The 17,057-nt window shown below is 61.1% G+C and carries 18 protein-coding genes; 13 read left to right on the top strand and 5 right to left on the bottom strand.

All coding sequences use genetic code 11. From position 1 onward, the window contains the following. Positions 1 to 119 precede the first annotated feature (119 nt). Complete coding sequence (gene aspA, locus ABIB44_RS02890) at positions 120 to 1,526, bottom strand: aspartate ammonia-lyase (protein WP_354583117.1); 1,407 nt, start codon at positions 1,524 to 1,526, stop codon at positions 120 to 122. Positions 1,527 to 1,795: 269 nt separating this feature from the next. On the opposite strand from aspA, the gene ABIB44_RS02885 reads away from it, so the two are divergent. From ABIB44_RS02885 to ABIB44_RS02875, 3 genes are all read left to right on the top strand, one after another. Next, the gene (locus ABIB44_RS02885; RefSeq protein ID WP_354583116.1) at positions 1,796 to 3,547 is read left to right on the top strand and encodes a DUF885 domain-containing protein; all 1,752 of its coding nucleotides are present in this window, start codon (positions 1,796 to 1,798) and stop codon (positions 3,545 to 3,547) included. 118 nt (positions 3,548 to 3,665) lie between these two features. Further along, positions 3,666 to 4,022 carry a thioredoxin family protein gene (locus tag ABIB44_RS02880; RefSeq protein ID WP_354583115.1) on the top strand — a complete coding sequence of 119 codons (357 nt, stop codon included), beginning with the start codon at positions 3,666 to 3,668 and terminating at the stop codon, positions 4,020 to 4,022. Positions 4,023 to 4,063: 41 nt separating this feature from the next. Beyond that, positions 4,064 to 4,816 (top strand): YdcF family protein, encoded by a 753-nt coding sequence (locus ABIB44_RS02875; RefSeq protein ID WP_354583114.1) that lies wholly within the window; start codon positions 4,064 to 4,066, stop codon positions 4,814 to 4,816. Between the two features lie 162 nt (positions 4,817 to 4,978). Here the strand turns inward: ABIB44_RS02875 and ABIB44_RS02870 are convergent, their stop codons facing one another. Next, on the bottom strand, positions 4,979 to 6,379 hold the full coding sequence (locus ABIB44_RS02870; RefSeq protein ID WP_354583113.1) for an NAD-dependent succinate-semialdehyde dehydrogenase: 1,401 nt from the start codon (positions 6,377 to 6,379) through the stop codon (positions 4,979 to 4,981). Between the two features lie 257 nt (positions 6,380 to 6,636). On the opposite strand from ABIB44_RS02870, the gene ABIB44_RS02865 reads away from it, so the two are divergent. From ABIB44_RS02865 to ABIB44_RS02830, 8 genes are all read left to right on the top strand, one after another. Next, positions 6,637 to 7,197 carry an RNA polymerase sigma factor gene (locus tag ABIB44_RS02865; RefSeq protein WP_354583112.1) on the top strand — a complete coding sequence of 187 codons (561 nt, stop codon included), beginning with the start codon at positions 6,637 to 6,639 and terminating at the stop codon, positions 7,195 to 7,197. Positions 7,198 to 7,205: 8 nt separating this feature from the next. Then, the gene (locus ABIB44_RS02860) at positions 7,206 to 8,108 is read left to right on the top strand and encodes an anti-sigma factor (RefSeq protein ID WP_354583111.1); all 903 of its coding nucleotides are present in this window, start codon (positions 7,206 to 7,208) and stop codon (positions 8,106 to 8,108) included. Positions 8,109 to 8,379: 271 nt separating this feature from the next. Then, entirely contained in the window at positions 8,380 to 8,523 is a 144-nt protein-coding gene (locus ABIB44_RS02855; protein WP_354583110.1) for a hypothetical protein, read from the top strand. Between the two features lie 47 nt (positions 8,524 to 8,570). Further along, positions 8,571 to 8,909, top strand: coding sequence for an arsenosugar biosynthesis-associated peroxidase-like protein (locus ABIB44_RS02850; protein ID WP_354583109.1), 339 nt, complete (start codon positions 8,571 to 8,573; stop codon positions 8,907 to 8,909). Positions 8,910 to 8,982: 73 nt separating this feature from the next. Further along, the gene (gene arsS, locus ABIB44_RS02845) at positions 8,983 to 10,041 is read left to right on the top strand and encodes an arsenosugar biosynthesis radical SAM (seleno)protein ArsS (protein ID WP_354583684.1); all 1,059 of its coding nucleotides are present in this window, start codon (positions 8,983 to 8,985) and stop codon (positions 10,039 to 10,041) included. Positions 10,042 to 10,071: 30 nt separating this feature from the next. Beyond that, positions 10,072 to 10,608: a rhodanese-like domain-containing protein gene (locus ABIB44_RS02840; protein ID WP_354583108.1), complete on the top strand. Its 537-nt coding sequence runs from the start codon at positions 10,072 to 10,074 to the stop codon at positions 10,606 to 10,608. Then, positions 10,601 to 11,278, top strand: coding sequence for a TIGR04282 family arsenosugar biosynthesis glycosyltransferase (locus ABIB44_RS02835; RefSeq protein ID WP_354583107.1), 678 nt, complete (start codon positions 10,601 to 10,603; stop codon positions 11,276 to 11,278). The genes ABIB44_RS02840 and ABIB44_RS02835 overlap by 8 nt, the downstream gene beginning before the upstream one ends. Positions 11,279 to 11,322: 44 nt before the next feature. After that, the gene (locus tag ABIB44_RS02830; protein ID WP_354583106.1) at positions 11,323 to 12,216 is read left to right on the top strand and encodes a hypothetical protein; all 894 of its coding nucleotides are present in this window, start codon (positions 11,323 to 11,325) and stop codon (positions 12,214 to 12,216) included. A gap of 44 nt (positions 12,217 to 12,260) precedes the next feature. On the opposite strand, the gene ABIB44_RS02825 is transcribed toward ABIB44_RS02830, so the two are convergent. The 3 genes from ABIB44_RS02825 to ABIB44_RS02815 all read right to left on the bottom strand — a co-directional run bounded on the left by ABIB44_RS02825 (position 12,261) and on the right by ABIB44_RS02815 (position 15,898). Further along, the gene (locus ABIB44_RS02825) at positions 12,261 to 13,613 is read right to left on the bottom strand and encodes an MptA/MptB family glycosyltransferase (RefSeq protein ID WP_354583105.1); all 1,353 of its coding nucleotides are present in this window, start codon (positions 13,611 to 13,613) and stop codon (positions 12,261 to 12,263) included. Between the two features lie 35 nt (positions 13,614 to 13,648). Beyond that, positions 13,649 to 15,106, bottom strand: coding sequence for a glycosyltransferase (locus ABIB44_RS02820; protein WP_354583104.1), 1,458 nt, complete (start codon positions 15,104 to 15,106; stop codon positions 13,649 to 13,651). A gap of 93 nt (positions 15,107 to 15,199) precedes the next feature. After that, positions 15,200 to 15,898 carry a glycosyltransferase family 2 protein gene (locus tag ABIB44_RS02815; RefSeq protein WP_354583103.1) on the bottom strand — a complete coding sequence of 233 codons (699 nt, stop codon included), beginning with the start codon at positions 15,896 to 15,898 and terminating at the stop codon, positions 15,200 to 15,202. A gap of 96 nt (positions 15,899 to 15,994) precedes the next feature. Here ABIB44_RS02815 and ABIB44_RS02810 point away from each other — a divergent pair, with 96 nt between their 5' ends. Together ABIB44_RS02810 and ABIB44_RS02805 are read left to right on the top strand one after the other, a co-directional pair. After that, positions 15,995 to 16,447, top strand: coding sequence for a peroxiredoxin (locus ABIB44_RS02810; RefSeq protein ID WP_354583102.1), 453 nt, complete (start codon positions 15,995 to 15,997; stop codon positions 16,445 to 16,447). An 11-nt stretch (positions 16,448 to 16,458) separates the two neighbouring features. Then, on the top strand, positions 16,459 to 16,941 hold the full coding sequence (locus ABIB44_RS02805; protein WP_354583101.1) for an SRPBCC family protein: 483 nt from the start codon (positions 16,459 to 16,461) through the stop codon (positions 16,939 to 16,941). Positions 16,942 to 17,057 lie beyond the last annotated feature (116 nt).

Here is a 17,057-nt window from a genome sequence, read left to right as displayed (position 1 = left end):
CATGCCAAGCGTAGCCGAGGCATCTCGCGCGCAATACTAGCTATTCCGTATAACGAATTGATTACTAGCCCACGCGAGACGCTTCGGCTCCGCTCGGCATGACGTTCTGTTAAGAAGTCTTACTTCATAAACACCGGCCGAATCAGGTTTTCAAAGGTGAAAATCTCGTCCCATTTCTCTTGCGTCAAAAGCCCGCGCTCGGTTACGGCAATGTCGTGCACCGACTTGCCGGTTTTCAGGGCTTCCTTGGCAATCTCGGCCGAGGCTTCGTAGCCGATAACCGGGTTGAGCTGCGTGACAATGCCGATGCTGTTGCGCACGAGATTTTCGGCGTGGGCCTTGTTGGCTGTGATGCCGACGACGCATTTGTCGCGGAGGGTGCGGCAGGCGTTGGTCATGTAGGAAATCGAGGTGAACAGCGCGAAGCTGATAACCGGCTCCATCACGTTGAGCTGCAACTGGCCGGCCTCGGCCGCCATTGTCACCGTGAGGTCGGCCCCGATAACGTAGAAAGCCGTCTGGTTCACCACTTCGGGCACCACGGGGTTCACCTTGCCGGGCATAATGCTGGAACCCGGCTGCAAGGCGGGCAGGTTGATTTCGTTAAAGCCCGTGCGTGGGCCCGACGAGAGCAGGCGCAAGTCGTTGCAGATTTTGGAGAGCTTCACCGCCGTGCGCTTCAGCACGCCCGAAAGCTGCACGTAGGCACCGGTATCGTAGGTGGCTTCGAACAAGTCGCCGGCCAGGCTCAGGTTCAGGCCCGTGATGGTGCGCAGGTGCTCGGTCACCAATTCGGGGTAGCCGGTGGGCGCGTTGATGCGCGAGCCGATGGCCGTGGCGCCCATGTTAATTTCGTCAATCAGCCGGCGCGAGTCGTCGATGCGCAGCAGCTCTTCGCGCAGGTTGGTAGCGAAGGCGCGGAACTCGTCGCCCATGCTCATCGGCACGGCATCCTGCAGCTGGGTGCGGCCCATTTTCAGAATGTCGCGGAATTCATCGCCCTTCTGGGCGAAGGCATCGGCCAGTACTTTTAGGGTTTCTCGGTAGCCCACCAGCTTGTTGTTGAGGGCGATGCGGAAGGCGGTAGGGTAGGCGTCGTTGGTGCTTTGCGAGCAGTTGACGTGGTTGTTGGGGTGGCAAAACTGGTACTCGCCTTTAGCGTGGCCCATGATTTCGAGGGCCACATTGGCAATGACTTCGTTGGCGTTCATGTTCACCGAAGTACCCGCGCCGCCCTGAATCATGTCGGTGAGGAACTGATTATCAAACTCGCCGGTGGCCACGCGGTCGCAGGCGGCGGCAATGGCGTCGGCGATAGTGGCGGGTAGCACGCCAAGCTCCTTGTTGGCCAGGGCCGCGCCTTTTTTCACGAAGGCGAGGGCCTGCACAAACAGCGGTTCGTTCTTGATGGGAATGCCGGTGATATCAAAATTTTCGAGCGCCCGCAGCGTCTGAATACCGTAGTAGGCGGTGTCGGGCAGGTTGCGTTCGCCGAGGAAATCGTGTTCGGTGCGGGAGGTTGGCATAGGGAATTTTTGGGTGGGAGAATAGGGCTGGTACGGAATGGCCGGCTGGCCGGACAAACCTACGGCGGCGCGTTGCAATGTGGCCGGTTTGGGACGTTCCTTTGGGGGCGTTGCCACTGTAGAAAACACTCAATTGGTCCGTCATGTCGAGCGTAGCCGAGACATCTCGCGTGCAGCAGTAATCAATTACCCTTGCAACGAAGCGAGCGAGATGTCTCGGCTACGCTCGACATGACCGTTCTGCTATCGTTCAATCTAAACACCCACCCATGAAATTCCGCTACCTGCCCTTGCTGGCCCTGGCCCTCGCCAGCTGCTCCCAAGCCGATAAAACGGCAACCGCCACCGGCCCCGATGCCCGCTTTGATGGCTTCAAAAGCCAGTTTATCGAGGCGCTGTGGAAGCAGAACCCCGACTATGCCTCCGGCGTGGGCTACCACAAATACGATTCGCTGCTGCTGATTCCCAACGCTGCTCAGCGGCAGGCCGACGATGCTTTCGCGCAGAACAACCTGGCCGCGCTGAGCAAATTCACCCTCGACAGCCTCTCGCCCAACAACCAGATTGACCTGCGCCTGCTCCGCAACGAGCTGCGCGCCGAACGCTGGTACGCCGACACCCTCAAAAACTGGCAGTGGAACCCGGCCAGCTACAACCTCGGGGCCTCGGTGGGCGAGCTGCTGAACGGCCGGCACTTCCGGCTGGACCGTCGCCTACGCAATATTTCTGATAAAATCAGCCACGCGGCCGAGTACTACGCGGCAGCTCAAGCCAACATCAGCAACCCGACGAAGGAGCACAGCGAGCTGGCCATCAAGCAGAACGCGGGCGGCCTGGCGGTGTTCGGGGCCGCGCTGGCCGACTCGGTCCGGAAATCGGGCCTGACCGAAGCCGAGAAGAAGTCCCTGACCGCCCGCGTGGCCGCCGCCCGCACGGCCGTGCAGGGCTACCTGGATTTCCTCAAAAACGACGTGCTGACCAAGGGGCGGTTCCGCCCGTTCCGCATCGGTAAGGCGTTATTCGAACAGAGATTTGCCTACGATATTCAGTCGCGCTTCACCGCCGCCGAAATTTATCAGCAGGCCCTAAAGCACAAGGCGGAGCTGCTGCACGACATGGGCCACCGCGCCGCGCGGCTCTATCCCAAGTATTTCCCCGGTCAAAAGGCCCCAGCCGATACGTTGGCTCTCATCACGGCCGTCATCAACCAACTGACGCTGAAGCACGCCCCACGCGACGGTTTTGTAGACGCCGTGAAGCGTCAGATTCCGACCCTCGTGGCTTTCGTGAACGAGCACCAGCTATTGACCCAAGACCCCAGCAAGCCGCTAGTGGTGCGCGAAACTCCGCTCTATATGCGCGGCAGCGGCGCGGGGGCCAGCGTATCGGCCCCCGGCCCCTACGATAAGGGTGCCAATACCTATTATAATGTGGAGCCCCTGCCCGCCGACTGGACGCCCGCCCAGGCTGAAAGCTACCTGCGCGAATACAACGACTACACCCTCCAGATTCTCAATATTCACGAAGCCATTCCGGGCCACTACACGCAGCTTGTGTACGCCAACCGCTCGCCCTCGCTGGTGAAAAGCATTTTTGGCAACGGCGCCATGGTGGAAGGGTGGGCCGTCTATTCGGAGCGCATGATGCTGGAAAGCGGCTACGGCAACAATTCCGACGAAATGTGGCTGATGTGGGACAAATGGAACATGCGCTCGACCCTGAACGCCGTCATCGACCACGCCATTCAGACCGAGAACATGAGCGAAACCGACGTGGTGGCGATGCTGCGCCGCGAGGGCTTCCAGGAAGAAGCCGAGGCCCGGGGCAAGTGGTTGCGCGCCACCCTTAGCCAGGTGCAGCTCAGCAGCTACTTCACGGGCTACTCCGAAATCTATGCCCTGCGCCAGGAGCTGATGCAGCAGGACGGCAAAGCCTTCGACCTGAAAGCGTTCAACGAAAAATTCCTCAGCTACGGCAGTGCCCCGGTGAAATATATCCGCGAGTTGATGCTGCGAAAATAAGCCGAACCCTGCAGCTGTTTTCGGGGTTTAACGCTCCTGCCGGATATTGGGGCTTGCTGTATCATTGCACGCCGCCCAATTGAAAGCGCAGTGTATACCAGCTTATCAATTGCCTTTCATGACTGAACAAGAACGTAAGCGGGTGCTCGATACCGACGATGAGCACCTGCGTCGCCTCACGCACGAGCACCTGAAGGTGTTTGCTAAATTCACCTCCCTCGATTGCGCCATCTGCCAGGCGCTGGCCCCGCCCTTCGCCAAATTCGTGGATGACCCCGGCAACGAATCCATCCTCTTCCTGCGTCTCAATTCGGATGAGAACCCCGTGGCTAAAAAGCTGATGCAGCAGAAGATTGCCCCCTTTTTCGTGAGCTATTGCCAGGGCCGCATCCTGGATTGCGATAACCTTACTACGGAGGCCGAAGTGGAAGCCCAGTTGGCGCGCCTGCGCGCCTTCGTGCCCGACCACGTGTAGCCCGCGCCGGCCCTGCGCCGGCCGTGACGCTACCTTTGGGCATGTTTTTTCTGCTTTCCAAGGTTCTCGATTTTGTGTTGGTGCCCACCGTGTGGTTGCTGGCCCTGCTGGTAGTGGCCCTGCTGGCGCGGCAGCCCCGCCGCTGGCTGGTAGCCGCGTTGCTTGTGTTTTTCATCACGACCAATCCATTGGTAGTGAATGAGCTGCTGCTGGCCTGGGAGCGCCCGCCGGTGCCCCTGGCCGCCCTGCCGCGCCACGCCGATGCCGCCGTGCTGCTCACCGGCATCACCATCACCAGAAAATCGCCGCACGACCGGGTGTATCTCGGCTTGGGAGCCGACCGCTTCACCGATGCCCTGTGGCTGTACCGGGCCGGGCGGGTGCGCTGTATCATCGTGTCGGGCGGCTCGGGCGCAGTGCAGGCCAGGGCCCACACCGAAGCCGACGACCTCACCACGCTGCTGCGCTTGGCGGGCGTGCCTAACTCGGCCATCATCCGCGAAGACAAAAGCCGCAACACCCACGAAAATGCGTTTTTTACCAAGCGTTTGCTCACGCCCGAACAGGACACGCTCATCCTCGTTACGTCCGCTTTTCATCAGCGGCGGGCCATGGGCTGCTTTGCCAAAGTGGGCTTGCACCCCATCGGCTTCCCGGCCGGCTACCGCAGTACCGACCGCAGCCTTAGCCCCGATGCCTGGCTGGTGCCCAGCCCCGAGGCCATGTCCAGCTTCGGTTTGCTAACGCACGAGGTCGCCGGATGGCTGATTTACAAGGTGTTGGGATACGCGTAGGTAGGTGAATGGATATGGCAGAAAAAAGAAGTAAAGAAGAACGTCATGCTGAGCGCAGCCGAAGCATCTTTACCGCGCAGCGTAGTCCAATCAAATGGAATACTACTGCGGTAGAGATGCTTCGATCAGCTCAGCATGACATTCTTTTTTCTGCCAATGCTATTACTCCGTCTTCGCCTTCACTGATGCTACCACTTCCTTGGCCACCCAAATCGACTTCTGGTTTACGAACTCCCGAATGCCGAGGTAGGAAAGCTCGCGGCCATAGCCCGACTTCTTGACGCCGCCAAATGGCAGCTCGGGCATCGATTTTACCAGGCCATTGATGAACACGGCCCCGCTTTCAATCTGACGGGCCATGGTCTCGCCTTTTTTCGGGTCCGCCGTCCACACGGCGGCCCCCAGGCCAAAGCGCGAATCGTTGGCTAGTCGCACGGCATCGTCGGCGTTTTTAGCTTCGAGCACCAACGCCACCGGGCCGAACAGCTCCTCGGCGTAGGCGCGCTGGCCGGGCTTAACGTTTGACAGAATCATGGGGCGGAAGAGGGCGGTTCCGGGCTTGGCTTGGCCGCCGTGGAGCTCAATCTTCGCCCCTTTTTTTACCGAGTCCTCCACTTGCTGGGTAAGCTCGTCGGCCAGGTCGGGGCGGGCCAGCGGACCGTATTGGGTGGCCTCATCGAGCGGGTCGCCGGGGCGCAGAGCCAGCAGATGAGTTTTTAGCTGGCTGATGAACTCGCGGTACACCGGTTTCTCCACAATGAAGCGCTTGGCGGCGATGCAGCTCTGGCCGCTGTTTATCATGCGGCTTTGGGCGGCGATTTTGGCGGCCAGGGTCAGGTCGGCGTCGGCCAGCACAATAAACGGGTCGGACCCGCCCAGCTCCAGCACGGCTTTTTTGATGTGCTGCCCGGCCACGGCCGCCACGGCCATGCCCGCACCTTCCGAGCCGGTGAGCGTTACGGCGCGCACCCGGTCGTCGGCCAGCAGCAGTTCCACCTGCTCCGAGCCCACGAGCAGGGTGCGGAAGCAGGCCGCCGGTAGTCCTGCATCGTGAAAGATTTTTTCCAGCGCCAGCGCGCACTGCGGCACGTTGGAGGCGTGCTTGAGCAAGCCCACGTTGCCGGCCATCAGCGCCGGCGCGGCAAACCGCACCACCTGCCAGAAGGGGAAGTTCCAGGGCATTACGGCCAGCACTACGCCCAGCGGCTGGTAGCTGATGAAGCTGCGCCCGGCATCGGTTTTAATTAATTCATCGGCCATAAACGCCTCGGCGTGCTCGGCGTAGTACTCGCAGCAGGTGGCGCATTTCAAGACCTCGGCGCGGCCATCGGTGATGGGTTTGCCCATTTCCAGGGCCATGAGGCGAGCCAGGGCATCCTGGCGCTCGCGGAGCAAGGCGGCGGCCCGGCGTAGCACGCCGGCGCGGTGGGCAAAGGTGGTGGTGGCCCAAGCCTTATATGCTATATGGGCCTGACTGAGAATGCGTTGGGTTTTGGCCCAGGCAAAAGGGGTGAAGCGACGGAGTACCCGCCCGGTATGCGGGTTGTATGATTCGATGGACATAGCTCAGGTTAGAAAGAACAGGAAGGTAGCCGAAAGGTACAAGCCAGCGGCAACCCGGGCTGCCCATACCGGCTGTGCACCCGCCCGGAAACATTGCCTGAACATTGTAGCTCCCGGCGGGTACTGCTAGCGGCCCACCGTTGTTCGGTTGCGGGCCGCTCAATGCCGTATGGTAGCAATTAGCTGGCACCGCGTATTTTCGTGCGCTCACCAACAGGTTGTCCTACCGCTTTAATTCTCCACTTTTAGCTACTCCAGTGTCCGATAATCCCCTTATTTCCCTGCCACCTGCCGCCGAGGAGGACTTAGTCCGGCGCCTACAGGCCCGCGACGAATCGGCCATGACGCTGTTCTATGACCGGTATTCGGCCGCGCTATACGGCGTTATCTACCGCATTGTGAAAGCCGAAGATGAAGCCGAAGACGTGTTACAGGAGGCCTTGGTCAAGATATGGAATGCCTTCGCCAGCTACGACCCTAGTAAGGGCCGGCTGTTCACCTGGGTGCTGAACATTTGCCGCAATTTGAGCATCGATAAAATCCGCTCGCGACAGCACCGCGTAGGTAGCAAAACAACCGGGCTGGACGACAGTCTGGTAGCGCAACGGCAGGCAGCGCCCACGTCGTTTCGTCCCGAACATATTGGCCTACAAGAGATTACCCAAAAATTGATTCCTGAGCAACGCCTGATTATCGACATGCTCTATTTTGAGGGCTTCACCCAGAGTGAGGTGGCCGAGGAGCTTAACATTCCTCTCGGTACGGTGAAAACCCGTGCCCGTACTGCCATCAAAGTCCTAAGCAAACTTATTCGTTGAACCCAACCGTGGAAAATTTCCAAGAATATATCGAATCGGGCATCCTGGAGCTGTACGCTCTCGGAGAACTCTCGGCCGCCGAGCAGGCAGCCGTAGAGGCCCAGGCTGCCAGCCATCCCGAGGTTCGGGCCGAACTGGCGCAGGTGCAGGCTGCGCTCGGGTCCTACGCCGAAGCCCACGCCGTTGCTCCGCCCGCCGGAATGCGCGAGCGGGTGCTGAGCAACGTAATGGCGCAAATTGCCGCCCCCGCCGCTCGCTCCAACTCTTCGCTCCGGGCCGACGTGGATGCCATCATGGCTCCCGCCGCTGCCGCTCCCGCCGCTCACCGCCCCGACGAAGCAGTAATCCGTCCCATGGTTTCCGCGCCCGTTGCAACCCCAACCAGCCGCTCGAACTGGGCCGTAGCGGCTTCGGTAGCCTTGCTGCTGAGCCTCGGAGCCAACTTCCTGCTGTACTCGAACTGGAGAAACGCCAATGCCCAGGTAGTAGCGCTGCAAGGCGACCAGGCCCGCTTCGCCACCACCTCACAGGTGGTGGAACGCCAGCTAGGCGACCTGCGCCAGGAGAACCAGGTGTTGCGCAACGACGAATTCAAGGCTGTGGCCTTGGCTGGAACTAAAACCGCTCCCACGGCAAAGGCGCGCGTATTCTTTAATGTGGCGACCCACAAGGTGTACGTTGATGTTCGTAGCCTGCCGGCCCTGCCCGCTGGCAAACAGTATCAGCTTTGGGCGCTCGACAAGGGCCAGCCGATTGACGCTGGTGTGCTTACGGCCGCTACCGCTACCGGCGAAGGCTTGCAGCACATGAAGGACATTGCCAGCGCCCAGACCTTTGCCATGACAGTTGAGCCAACCGGTGGTAGCACCGGCCCTACGCTCAGCACGATGACAGTGGTAGGCAATATCTAGCCGGAAGCGAATAGGCTTATGCACTTAATATTGCAGCCGCCTGGCCTAGAGCAAACAATGCCGCCTGTTAGCCGTTTGGGCTGGCAGGCGGCATTGCTTATCCCGTATCTTGTCATTAATTCAGGTTTATGCACGGCACGATACTAACGCTTCTGAAGCGCTACGTACAAACGCAGTACGACCACAGCACCTGGGTGAAGCTAATGGAGCTTTCGGGCCTTGATAAAGTGGAATTCGCTGCTTTGGTCCCAATGAGCTGATAATTGACTACGTGTCGCCCCGTCGCATGGGCGGGCTGGCCGTAGGTATCGTGCGCGGGGTGGCTGCTTATTACGATGAAGCCGACCGCATCGACGTAATGCCTACTACCAGCGAAGATGGCGAGCGGGTTCGCATCCACGTGCGCCGCCGTTGAACCTTCAACAACTCCTTAACCTTCACTCTCAAAACGCCACTTTTATCATGAGCGATTCCTCCTACTACAATCCCGCCGACTTGGCCAAATTTGGCAAAATCAGCGAGTGGCAGCCCGAAATGGGTCGCAAATTCTTCGATTACTACGGCGAGGTCTTCAAGGAAGGTGCCTTGAGTGAGCGCGAGAAATCCCTCATTGCCCTGGCCGTGGCCCACGTGGTGCAGTGCCCGTACTGCATTGACGCCTATACCTCGGACTCGCTGCAAAAAGGGGCCGACGAGGCCCAGATGATGGAAGCCGTGCACGTGGGAGCCGCAATCAAGGGCGGGGCCACGCTGGTACACGCCACCATGATGATGAACAAGGCGAAAGAATTATCGATGTAAACCAGCGGAAGTGGGGGCCTGCCCGGGCTCCCGGATTCCGATTCTATTTTCCCCTATCTCACTTCCTGTGTCCCTGTCTCCTACGAAATCGCTCCACGCTCAGCACCATGCGCTGGCCGACTCCGCCTATCAGCTCGACGTGCTGAACCCGGCCCAAACCGCCGGGGCAGCCTTCCCCGCGTTTGCCTCTAAGCTGCGCGAAATTGGCCTGCTGCCCCTGCGCCCCACCGAAATGACGGTGCTGCAAGTGAACGTGGGCAAAATGTGCAACCAGGTGTGCAAGCACTGCCACGTGGATGCCGGCCCCGACCGTACCGAAATTATGACCCGTGAAACCATGCAGCAGTGCCTGGATGCGCTGGCCAAAACCAACATCGAAGTGGTGGACCTGACGGGTGGCGCACCCGAGATGAACCCCGATTTCCGCTGGTTTGTGGAAGGCATTTCGGCGTTGGGTCGTATTGCCATCGTGCGCTGCAACCTCACCATCATCGTCGCCAACAAGAAGTATTACGACCTGCCCGAATTTTTTGCCAAGCACAAGGTGCGGGTCGTTTCTTCTTTGCCGCACTTTGCCGCCGCCCGCACCGATGCGCAGCGCGGCGATGGCGTATTCGACAAATCGATGCGGGCCTTGAAGATGCTGAATGCCGTGGGCTACGGAGTGGAAGGCTCGGGCTTAAGTTTGGATTTGGTATATAATCCATCCGGCGCTTTTCTGCCTGGTAATCAGGTGAGTCTGGAGCGTGAGTTCAAGCAGCGCCTGAGCCGGGACCACGGCGTGTCGTTCAACAACCTGCTGGCCATTACCAACCTGCCGGTGAGTCGCTTCCTCGATTACCTGGTGGAAAGCGGCAACTACGAGGCTTATATGGATAAGCTGGTGCAGGCCTACAACCCCACCGCCGCTGCCAACGTGATGTGCCGCAGTACCATCTCGGTGGGCTGGGACGGCCTGCTCTACGACTGCGATTTCAACCAGATGCTTGACCTGCCGGTGGCCCGCACGGCCTCGCAGCACATCCGCGATTTCGACCTTGAGTCGCTCCAAGCCCGGGCCATTGTAGTCAACCAGCACTGCTACGGCTGCACGGCTGGTGCGGGGTCCAGCTGCGGCGGGGCTACGGCCTAGGCCGGCCGGCCGGCTTACCCTTTATTTCCCATGCTCACGCTCCGAATTTTGCGCGCTCGCTATTGCCTTGGCCTGTTGGCCCTGGCGGGTTGCGAGTCCGAGTCGGGGACGATGCCCACCAGCCCTGGCGTGCTTTATCAGCAGCTCCTCCGTACCGTCTACCACCACACCGTGCCCACGGTGCCCGCCACCGACTTGGCCCGCGAGCTGAAACTGGCTGCCCCGCCGCTGCTGCTTGATGTGCGCACGCCGGCTGAATTCCGAGTGAGCCACCTGGCCGGAGCCCGGTTCGTGAACTTTGACTCGTTGTCCACGGTGCAGTTGCCCGACGTTAGCCGGGCCCGACCGATAGTGGTATATTGCTCGGTGGGCTTGCGCAGCGAACGGCTGGGCGAGCGCCTGCACGCGCTGGGTTTCCGGCAGGTGCGCAACCTCTACGGAGGGCTTTTTGAATGGGTGAACGAAGGCCATCCGGTGGTGAATGCCTCCGGTGTCACGGCCGATGTGCACCCGTATTCCACGTTCTGGGGCACTTGGCTCCGGCGTGGCCGCAAAGTATATGAATAAGCTGAATTTGATGAGCCAAACGCCGCCGCCAACTGACCAACAACTGCTGGTGTTTGCCCGCGTGCCGGCCCTGGGCCGCGTGAAAAGCCGGCTGGCGGCCGGCGTGGGCCCGCCCGCTGCCCTAGCCGTATACCGCGAGCTGCTGGCCATTACCAACGCCGCCATTGTAGCGGCTGGTGTGCCCGCTACCGTTTGGCTAGCCGACACCGCCACCGCCGAGCCAACCGCCGCAGAGGCCCGCGAGTGGGCCGCCCACACCACCTGCTGCCAGCCCGAAGGCGACTTGGGCGAACGCATGACGACGGCCTTTGCCGCCGCATTTGCGGCCGGGGCCGGGCGCGTGGCTATTATCGGGACCGATTGCCCGGGCCTGCGCGCCAGTCACCTCACCCAGGCCTTCGAGGCACTGGAAACCGCGGAGGTCGTACTTGGCCCGGCCACCGATGGCGGCTACTACCTGCTGGGCCTGCGCCAGCCGCAGCCCGCGCTGTTTGCCAATAAAACCTGGAGTACCGACTCGGTGTTGGCCGATACGCTGGCTGATGCCCAGCGCCTGGGCCTGCGTGTAGCGCTGCTATCCGAATTGCGCGACGTGGATACCGCCGAGGACCTGGCCGCCTGGAATGCCATGCACCCGGCGCTGGCCGGGTACCAGCCCGCTAGCCGATGAGCGACCAGCGCCAATCAGAACGGGCTTAGCGCCTACTGCTACTTATGAACCGAAAATCACTTTCATTTGGCTTGGGCGCGCTGTTGATAAGCCTGGCCCTGCCCGCGTGTACTCCGGACGCTGAGCAGACCGACAAGCCGAAGCCCCGTGCCTCGGTGCGGGCGTTGCAAGCCATTATGCCCCATTTCGATGAGCAGTGGGCCATGAACAAACTCTGGGAGGACGGCCTGGCCGAAGTAGCCACCTACGATGCTGAGCGCATGGTGTACAAGAAAAAGCGGCAGTTCGAGTACACGCTTATCACGGTGAAGGAGGAATTCAACCAGCAGTTCAACGTGAAAACCGACGATTACAAGCGCGACGATTTATTTCCGGTGATGAAGGTGAATGCGTTTTGTCAGATTCCGGCCGACAACTACCCGTACCATTACCTGACTTCGCTGTTTTTTCGGCGCGACCAGCCGGTGGCTTTGTACAAAATGACCTCCTCGTCGCAGGAGTGGTGCGGCAACACCTTCAAAGCCATTGTAGACGACGGTGTCAGTTTCAAGGAGAACTATAACTCCTATTGGGACCAGCAGGGAGTGGGCAGCCGCGACCTGCGCCGCGACGTGCTGTTGGAAGATGCTCTGCCGTACACGTTGCGCACCCTGCGCTTTGCCCAGCAACCAGCCTTCGACCTGGTGGTGATGGACCTGCAGCAAACCAGCAAAGCCGCGCTGCCAGTATACTATAAGTCCCACCTCACCACCACCGAAGCTTCGGCCGCCGAGGCTAGCGAACCAGCCTGGCGAGTGACCGTACAGCTGGCTCCCGACAAGCAGAACGTGTACTGGTTTGCAAAAGCCTACCCCAATATCCTACTGCGCCAAACAACCTGGGACGGTCGCAGCCTACGCCTGAAGGGACAGCGGCGCTACGCGTACTGGCCGAAATAAGGTGCCGCACTTAATTGAGAATGAAGAATTTGGTACCAACCCGCTTATTCTTCGTTCTTGGCTACACGCAGTCTGAGCTCCCAAACCAGTACGACGCTCAGGATAAAGTATTCCAGGCCCACCAGCCACAGATTTTCGGTGTAATCGGTGGTGCGATAGGCTGCGTATGAAAGCACCGCTGCACCACCCCACACCAGCGGATAGCGGAAGCGGGTGAGTGGGGCCAGCGCAATCAGCGGGGTGATGTACCAGGGGTGTACCGTGGTAGCCAGGGCATAGTAGCCCGTGAACAGCAGCAGCAGGACTGCCGGAAGGGTGGCAAGCGTTGGCCGACGCTCGCGCCAGGCCAGGCCCAATCCAAATAACGCAGCCACCAAAGCCAGGGCCGGGCCGATAAGCGCGATTTTGTTGTAGCCGGTGAGGTGGTAGCCAATAGCGCGTAGCACGTAGTAAATGCTGGCGTTGAACTCGAAGCTGCGGAAATAGAGGTTGAGGCTCCGGCTGATGTTTACGACGAGCGCCACCGAAATAAACGGCGCGAACAGCACCAATAGCGTGCCCGCCACCACCGCCGAGTAGGCCGCGAAGCGCCGCCAGCCCAGCCGCCGCGCCAGCAGCGGCAGCGCCAGCAGCGGCAGCAGCTTGGCGGCTACGGCCAGCCCCATTGCCCCGGCCGAGCGAGTCCATTGCTGCCGGTGCAATAGCCAGATGGCCAGCAGCACGAAGCAGAGGGCCAGCGCCTCAAAATGAAGATTGCCGGTGAGTTCGACCACAACCAGCGGATGCAGCAGGTAGCGTAACGCCCGCGCCGCCGGCCAGCCCAGGGCCGGCAGCAGGGCCAATAGCAGCCAGGCGGTACCCGCCTCCGCCAGCAACATGGCCACGCGCAGGCTTACCACAAAGCCCCGTTCGGAGAAAGGAAACAAGTAGGCGGATGCTCCAAAAACTGCCTGACACACCGGCGGATACACCGAATAGTAGTGCGGTGAGTTTAGCTGGCGGTAGAGCTGCTGCAGCTCGGGCAGCACCCGGGCGCGCGTAGTGGCATCGGGCAAGGCGGTGCGGGCCCCGTCGGCAACCAGCTCATCGGGCCGAAACCGGAAGGGGTTTACCCCCTGGGCTACCAGCAGCCCGTCCCAGCGGAAGCGGTACAGGTCGTCGGACAGGGCGGGTTGCGCCGGCAGCCACAGCAGTCGGAAGACCAGCGCCGCGCCCAGCCCCCAGCGTAGCGGCAGCCGCGTGCGCAGCAGCCACGCGTAAGCCGCCAGGGCCAGCGCCATCAGCCCGGCCAGCTGCCCAAACTGGGCCCGGGGGGTGGCGTAGGCCAGGGCCGCGTACGCTACCCCCGAAAGCAGCAGCGCCAGTAGCTGAGAAACGGAGGGGAGCTTGAGCGGCAAGAAAATGGAAAGAATAGCGGTGTTGCGATGGCGGCCTACTTGTCGTCGCGCACCGAGTAATAGCAGATGGCCCCGAAACCAATAGTCAGCAGCGTGTGGAAGGGGAGCAGGCCGAAATCGTTGAAGTAAATGCCTGCCACCAGCCCAAAGGCGAAGTAGCAGGCCAGCACGCCTTCCAGCAGCACCAGCGCGCCCACGCCGCCGGTGCGGTAGCGGCGGCGCTTGGCCGGGCCACCGGTGCCGGCTTTGGGGGTGCGCACGAAGGGGGTGCGCTGTCCCAGCCAACCCAGAATTACGGCGCGGGCATTGTGCAGAGCCAAGCCCATCGAAACCGACAGAAACAGCAGAAAGAAGCCGGGGTAGCGCCACATCGACTTACGAGGGTGCGCCAGCCGCCAGGCCGTGTAATAGTAATAAACCAGCGGCGCGAAGCCCAGCAGAAATACCGAAGCCAGCCGAAACACGACTTTAAACTCGTGGTACTGCGCGCGCACGAACACCAGCGGCACGCTCAGCAGCGCCATGAGCATGATGACGATGTAGACGGAGCTATTGAGCAGGTGGAACGTGGCCTGCAGCTTCACGGCCAGCGGCTGCGACGAGCGCCACATCTGGCCCAGGTGCTTGCGGGCGGTTTCGGCTGCGCCCTTGGTCCAGCGGAACTGCTGCGATTTGAGGGCGTCCATCACGGCGGGCAGCTCGGCGGGGGCCACAATGTCGGGCCGGTACAGGAAGTGCCAGCCGCGCAGCTGGGCGCGGTAGCTCAGGTCGAGGTCTTCGGTGAGGGTGTCGGTGTGCCAGCCGCCGGCATCGTCGATGCAGGCGCGCCGCCACACGCCGCCCGTGCCGTTGAAATTGATGAAGAAGCCCGCGAAGGTGCGCCCCACCTGCTCAATCAGAAAGTGCGCGTTCAGCCCAAATGCCTGCAGGCGCGTCAGCAGGTCCTCGTCCTCGTTCAAATGGCCCCAGCGCGTTTGCACCACCCCAATTTTTTCATCCGGCAAAAAGTAGGGGATGGTGCGCTTGAGGAAATCGGCCTCGGGCACGAAATCAGCATCGAAAATGGCCACGTACTCGTCCGTATTGCCTTCCAGCCCGAAGCGCAATGCCCCGGCCTTAAATCCCTGGCGGTCTGTCCGCCGCACGTGGCTGATACTCAGGCCCCGGGCGGCGTGGTGCGCCACGCGGGCGGCGGCAAGGGCCACGGTGGCATCGTTCGAGTCGTCGAGCACCTGGATGTGCAGGCGGTCGGCGGGATAGTCGAGGGCAGCACAGGCATCGATGACGCGCTCCACCACATTCTGCTCGTTATACAGCGGCAGCTGCACCAGCACGGTGGGCCACGCGGGCGGGATGGGCGGGGCAGGTGGCAATCCTTGTTTGTAGGCTCGCCGCGCCAGGCGCGTCAGCTGCCACTGGCCCAGGCTGAACCCCAGAATGAACAGCAGGCATAGCCCGTAGAGCACCACCAGTAAAGTCGGCAGTACGGCCATCAGAAACAGAAAACGTAAGCGTGCGACAAAGCGAAAAAAATAGCGGAGCCCGGCTGGCGCGGCGCGGGCCGCAACTCAACCGGGTAGCCCGGGTTACCAGTATTTGAAAATCGTCCAGAGAATTTTGTAGCCGGCCCCGAGGGTGCCCTTCACCGTGCCCGACACCTTGCTCGTGCCGATGCGCTTGCGGTAGCGCACGGGCACTTCCACGGTGCGCAGCCCCAGGCGGGCAACTTTGACCTGCATTTCTACCGTCCAGCCGTAGGTTTTGTCTTCCATGCCGGTGGCCAGCAGGGCGGCGGCCGTAATAGCCCGGAACGGCCCCAAATCGGTGACGGTGCCGCCGTAGCGCAGGTTGAGCAAGCGGGCGGCCAGCCAATTGCCAAAGCGTTGCTGGGGCAGCAGCGAGCCTTTTTCGCGCTTGCCCAGCGCCCGCGAGCCGATGACCATATCGGCCTCCCCGCGCAGGAGCGGGGCCAGTAATTCGGGCATCTGTTCGGGAAAATCGGAATGGTCGCCGTCGAGAAATACGACGAGGTCGGGCCATTCGGATTTAGCGCCCCCGAAGGCGTGGGCCATGCCCGCCAGGCAGGCGTAGCCGTAGCCGGGGCGGGGCTCGCGCAGCACCGTGGCCCCACCGGCGCGGGCAATGGTACTGGTGTCGTCGGTCGAGTTGTTGTCGACCACAATTACCTCGTGCGCGAGCCCTGGCGGAATTTCGGCCAGCACCAGGGCAATGGCCCCAGCTTCGTTGTGGGCCGGAATGATAACGCTAATGCGGGGCTGCGACATGAAGGCAAGTTGACGAACGGGGCACAAAGATGACGCCTTTGCCCGCAAAGCCTTACACGGGCCGTACTTTGCAGCCTCAATTTATTGTTTTTTGCCATGCTTCAGGTAGGCCAGCCCGCTCCCGATTTCACCCTTACCACCACTTCCGGCCAGTCGTTCCGGCTCGCCGACCAGCGCGGCCGCCACGTCGTCCTGTATTTCTACCCCAAGGACGACACGCCCGGCTGCACCGCCGAAGCCTGCTCGTTCCGCGACCAATACGAGGATTTTAAGGACCTCGGGGCTGAAGTCGTGGGCATCAGCTCCGACAGCGAAGCCTCGCACCAGAAATTTACCCAAAAGCACCGCCTGCCCTTCGAGCTGCTGGCCGATACTGACGGCAAAGTGCGCAAGCTTTACGAAGTGCCCCGCGCCCTGCTGGGCCTGCTGCCCGGCCGCGTCACGTTCGTAATTGACAAGGACGGTGTCATTCAATATATTTTCAACTCCCTGAGCGGGGCCACCGACCACGTGCGCAATACCAAAGAGGTGCTGCGCGGGCTCAAATAGCCATTGTAAGCATGGCGCGTATTGAACTGGAAATGCTGGTGCAGGCCCCGCCGGCTGCCTGCTACGCGCTGGCCCTGAATGTGCAGGCGCATCTTGATTCAACCCAACAAACCGGCGAGCGCGTGTTGGCCGGCCCGCCCAGCGGCCAGCTGCAGTTAGGCGATGTGGTGACGTGGGAGGGCCGCCATTTTGGTGTCCGCCAACAACTCACGGTTAAAATCACGGCAGCCTCGCCGCCGCACTATTTCCGCGATGAGCTGGTACGCGGGGCGTTTAAAACCCTGCGACACGACCATTATTTCGAAGCCACTGAAGGCGGAACCCGGGTGCGCGACGTGTTCGAGTTCAGCAGTCCGTTCGGGCTGGTCGGGCGCTGGGTTGATACGTTTTTTCTGACTCAGTACCTGACCCGGCTGTTGCGAACGCGCAATGCGATTCTGAAGCAACGGTTGGAATCCGAAGTAAGGAGTGAATTTACACCGTCTGTAAAGTAAAAAAAGTTGGCTACTTAAAAGCCGACCCGGCAATGCCCATAAATTAGCCCGGCTGCTGAACAGTCGGGCTAATTTATGGGCATTGCCGGGTCGGCCCGGAAAATTATGGCTGGTTC

The organism is Hymenobacter sp. UYCo722 (assembly GCF_040547115.1).
GTDB lineage: Bacteria > Bacteroidota > Bacteroidia > Cytophagales > Hymenobacteraceae > Hymenobacter.
Note: the sequence above shows the minus strand (reverse complement) of the source record. Positions and strands in the feature narration are given on the sequence as shown.